Source organism: Dethiosulfatibacter sp. (assembly GCF_983023055.1).
Window position 1 is genome coordinate 1 of sequence record NZ_CEZJXU010000188.1, and the last position, 4,631, is coordinate 4,631.

A 4,631-nucleotide genomic window follows, 5' to 3' on the forward strand; every position below is an offset into this window, starting at 1 on the left:
CTTCCATCCTCATCATAACCCTTGTATTTATAGTATTCCTTCTTCATGTCCTTGAACTTTTCCCTGTCCATGGATTTACCCTTGAGTATTCCATTTTCTAGAGGCTGATACAGCCTTTCAGGAAGATCCTCATGGGATTCGTCTATACCACAGTCATAGTTGATTTTTCTGGCAAGGTGTATTCCTCTTTCTCCGATTTCAAGAGCCTCTTCAACAGTAACATCCCATCCCGTTGCAGAATTAAGAAGCTCCATGAATTTCTCGATGGGCATAGACCCTCTAGGTGCAGGTATGAAGTCGCATACTCCTGCCATATTCAGAAAACTCCACCATTTTTCCAGGTGTCCGAAAAATTCAGCTTTGTCCTTACCATATTCATTGGGATCAAGGGTTTTGTCCCAACCCAACTTTCGTATTTCATCAAGAACAGGTCCGTCCGCTTTTATTGTGGTATCGTGTACAGCCTGCATATGATCCGCTCCCGTAGGTGAAACCGAATATCCAAGACCAACACCAACTTTTCCCCTAGGATCGTGCATTGGAAGTTCCTGTCCCTTCACCTGCATTGCAAATTCCTCTGAACTACCTCCGAATATCTTCGAAGCCCTCCTGGTTCCCTTCGAAAGTATCTTTCCAAAGCCTCTGTCATATGATATATCCTCTATTAGCTTGAGAAGGGCCTTTTCATTTCCGAACCTAAGGTCTATTCCTTCAGTAGATTCCTTGTCTATTATTCCCTTTTCATAGCATTCCATTGCAAATGCTACGGTGACACCTGCAGATATTGTATCCAGACCCAGGTCATTACAAAGCTCATGTGCCTTGGCTATGACTTCAAGGTTTCCTATATCGCACATTGCTCCCATTGAGCCAATGGTTTCATATTCAGGTCCTCCAAACTTGGGGTCAACCTTTATATCACCATTATCCACTTCTACAACCCTCTTGCACCTTACTGGACAGGCAAAGCATCCTTCCCTCTTTACAAGTATTGTATCCGCCATCCTCTGTCCTGAAATGTCTTCCGCCTTCTCAAAGGAGCCGTCCCTGAAATTCCTTGTAGGAAACATGCCTCCATCGCTTGTCCTTTTAGTTCCTCCAGCTGTACCGTATAGATAAAAACCATATGAAAGGGGATTCTCCTTGAAATATGAAGAATACCACTTGCTTATTTCAAGAATCTTTGATTTGTCTGAAAATTCAATTTCTCCCTTTCCCCTCACTGCAACGGCCTTAAGGTTCTTGCTTCCCATTACCGCTCCCATGCCACTTCTACCGCAAGCATGCTTTAAATCGTTTATTACACAGGAATACTGAACAAGATTTTCGCCTGCTGGTCCAATCTGTGCAAGTTTTATCCTGTTGTCTCCCAGTTCCTTCTTTATTTCTTCATTAACCTGGCCAATTCCTTTTCCCCATAGGTGAGATGCATCCCTTATTTCCACAATATCATCATTTATATAGAGATATACCGGTTTTAACGCCTTTCCTTCAACAATTATTCCGTCCCAGCCTGCCTTCTTCAGTTCCGTGGCAATAAAGCCTCCAGACTCGGCCATGCCGTATCCACCAGTGACAGGGGATTTGGCACCCATTACTATCCTTGAAGTCCCGGCGGCAGGTATTCCCGACATCACTCCAGTCATGAAATACAGTGAATTTTCAGCCGATAATGATTTTACTTCGACTCCTATTTCCCTATCCATATACTGTGCAACAAGACCTTTTCCACCCATATATTTTCTCATGACACTTTCTGTCAGTTCTTCGATTACAGTTAATCCTGTACTTAAATTGATTCTTAATATCTTTCCTGCGTATCCTTTTGGCATACCTGTTTCCCTCCTGAATCTTATCTCAATTACTCTCTCTATTTAACACTTATTATATCATTTTTTTGTGATTAATATATATGAATATCTTTTTTGATATCAAAAGATTTAAGGACAAAAAATAGCCACTGGCAACTAGATTATTTCGCTAGCTGTCAGTGGCTATTTTAATTTTACTACTTTTAAATTGTTCTTAATGATTTAAGCTACAGCTGCAGCCTTCACCATTTTCACCATTGATTTTGCTATATGGACAACCGGAACACTTGATTCCATTTTTCTTATCCCTGTATATTTTATAAACAGCAGCGGCGAATATGACCGCTATCACAAAACCTAAAACTATATTAACCATTTAAACCAACTCCTAATTCCTTATTTGAATCAATATAACTAGTTTCATCACCCTTTTTCATCAGATATATGATTAAAGCAACCATTGCAAGAACTGCTACAAGCCCTGGTAGGAATGCTGTTCCTAGAGCACCAGTCTGCAACAACGTCCCAAGCTGATAGGTTATAAATGCTACTGTATAGCCCATTCCCAACTGGAACCCTACACCTGCCCAAAGCCATTTTCTTGATTCCAGTTCTGCATTCATAGCTCCTATGGCAGCAAAGCATGGAGGTGTAAAAAGATTAAACACTAGATATGCAAGAGCAGCTGCTGAAGTAAGTCCCATTATTTGTGCTATATCGCCCTTTCCAGATATGATTGCAAGTTCCTCTACATCTATAAAATTTGTGATACCGTATACGACAGCCAATGTGCCAACTACATTTTCTTTGGCAATGAATCCAGTTATAGCCGCTGCTGCGAGCTGCCATACTCCAAACCCAAGAGGAAAAAGAAGCATAGCAAAAGGTGATGCTACAGAAGCCAGTATACTGGTTCCCTCCATACCCTCGGCAACGACATTTAAGTTCCAGTCGAAGGTCTGCATTATTTGTATAAGTGCGTTACAGATTAGTATAATTGTAGCCGCCTTCACAAGAAAAGCTTTACCTTGTGCCCACATTGATATTACTGCCCTCTTGATACTCGGTATCCTGTATTCAGGAAGCTCCATAATGAAAAACTGTCTTGAGTTGCTGTCTCCAGTTATTCTAACAACAAGTAGTGCACCTAAAACTATTATTCCTATTCCAAGAAAATACATTGCCGTCCCTACCCAGGCTGCATCGTTAAAGAAGACCCCTGCAAAGAGAGCTATAACAGGAAGTTTTGCTCCACAAGGCATGAATGGAGTAAGCATTGCCGTAGTTCTTCGTTGTCTTTCATTCTGTATTGTTCTTGTTGCCATTATTCCAGGAATTGCACATCCAGTACCAATTATCATTGGTATTATCGATTTTCCAGACAAACCTACTTTTTTGAAGAATCTATCCATGACAACTGCAACCCTTGCCATGTATCCACTGTCCTCGAGAAGAGCCAACAGAAAAAAAAGCACCATAATCAATGGAAGGAATCCTACTAAAGCTCCAACGCCTCCTATGATTCCATCAAGAAGAAGTGCCTTTAACACAGGTGATACACCATCCCCAAGAAACCCTTCAATAAATCCATATAGCCCGTCAATCCATCCACCTAAGATGTCTGCCAGAAAAGGTCCCAATTGTGCCTGGGATATTGAAAAAACACACCACATCACTAATGCGAATATGGGTATTCCGAGCCATCTGTTGACTACCACCCTATCAAATGCATCCTGTTTTGTCTGCCTGTTGCTGTCAATCTTCTTAACCTCTACTTGTGATACGGTCTCCTTTATAAACTCATATCTTTTCTTATCTGAAGCTTCAACCTGGCTCCTATTTGACATGTCAACACCCGATGCATCAAAAGGAGCAGCCTGTTTACTGCCACTGATTTCAACAGCGATGGCAATCAATTTTTCAAGTCCATTGTCACCAGATTGAGTTGATACTGTTTCTATCACACTGCATCCCAGGATCTGCCCCATCATATTGACATCCAGCTTTGTATCCTTCTTCTTCACTAGATCTCTCTTGTTGAGAGCCACCACTACAGGTATCCCAAGTTCCAACAGTTGAGTAGTAAAAAACAAACTCCTGCTAAGATTAGTGGCATCTACTATATTGATTATCACATCAGGATTTTCGTTTTTCACAAAAGCACTGGTTATACTTTCTTCAGAAGTGAATGGCGACATAGAATATGCTCCAGGCAAATCAACTGCAGTTATGTCATGCCCCTTCTTGTTTAGCGATTTCTTGATGTTTCCTTCTTTTTTGTCGATTGTAACTCCCGCCCAGTTACCAACATGTTCTATTTTGCCAGTTATGCCATTGAACATTGTCGTTTTTCCACTGTTAGGATTACCTGTTAGTGCGATTTTCATAATTTCCTCCTAATAATTGCTTTGGTGTTATTGATAAACAGAATCATTGTTGCTCATGGTTAACTTTTTATAGAAAAGTCAACCCGGTTTCCACCGGATTCTCTGAATGCTATACTATTATAGCTTCCGCCAATTCTCTGTCAACGCTATATCTCGCATCTTTTATTGAAACAATATAATTATCTGAAAGGACTGAAATAACAGTTATTCTCTCTCCCTCATAACATCCAAGTGTGAAAAGAAAATCCTTCATTTCTACGTCGTCAGTTTCTATATGCTTGACTAGATATTCTCTATTGACTCTTGCCTTTGTAAGATTTTTATCCACATTTTTGCCCTTTCTTCTACTGGCAAATTTGTTACTAAATATAGATTTTATAGAATTTACACCTGCTACCATTTCAACCTCCTCGTTACACAAAAGTTAACCTCG

Annotated in this window: 4 protein-coding genes; all 4 read right to left on the reverse strand. The window is 40.5% G+C overall.

The genetic code is table 11. The features are described 5' to 3' along the window. A partial coding sequence (locus tag AC3AX0_RS07670; protein ID WP_487549716.1) for an aldehyde ferredoxin oxidoreductase family protein occupies positions 1-1,832 on the reverse strand: 1,832 nt, incomplete at its 3' end. Between the two features lie 193 nt (positions 1,833-2,025). Then, positions 2,026-2,187, reverse strand: a complete 162-nt coding sequence (locus AC3AX0_RS07675; protein ID WP_487549717.1) for a FeoB-associated Cys-rich membrane protein — start codon at positions 2,185-2,187, stop codon at positions 2,026-2,028. After that, positions 2,180-4,198, reverse strand: coding sequence for a ferrous iron transporter B (feoB, locus tag AC3AX0_RS07680; protein ID WP_487549718.1), 2,019 nt, complete (start codon positions 4,196-4,198; stop codon positions 2,180-2,182). The genes AC3AX0_RS07675 and feoB overlap by 8 nt, the downstream gene beginning before the upstream one ends. A gap of 109 nt (positions 4,199-4,307) precedes the next feature. Further along, a complete protein-coding gene (locus AC3AX0_RS07685; RefSeq protein WP_487549719.1) occupies positions 4,308-4,598 on the reverse strand; it encodes a FeoA family protein in 291 nt (96 codons plus the stop codon). Positions 4,599-4,631: the final 33 nt, after the last annotated feature.

Coding starts and splice junctions, on each gene's coding strand:
- AC3AX0_RS07675 (WP_487549717.1), bottom strand. CDS start 2,187: ATGGTTAATATAGTTTTAGGTTTTGTGATAGCGGTCATATTCGCCGCT.
- feoB (WP_487549718.1), bottom strand. CDS start 4,198: ATGAAAATCGCACTAACAGGTAATCCTAACAGTGGAAAAACGACAATG.
- AC3AX0_RS07685 (WP_487549719.1), bottom strand. CDS start 4,598: ATGGTAGCAGGTGTAAATTCTATAAAATCTATATTTAGTAACAAATTT.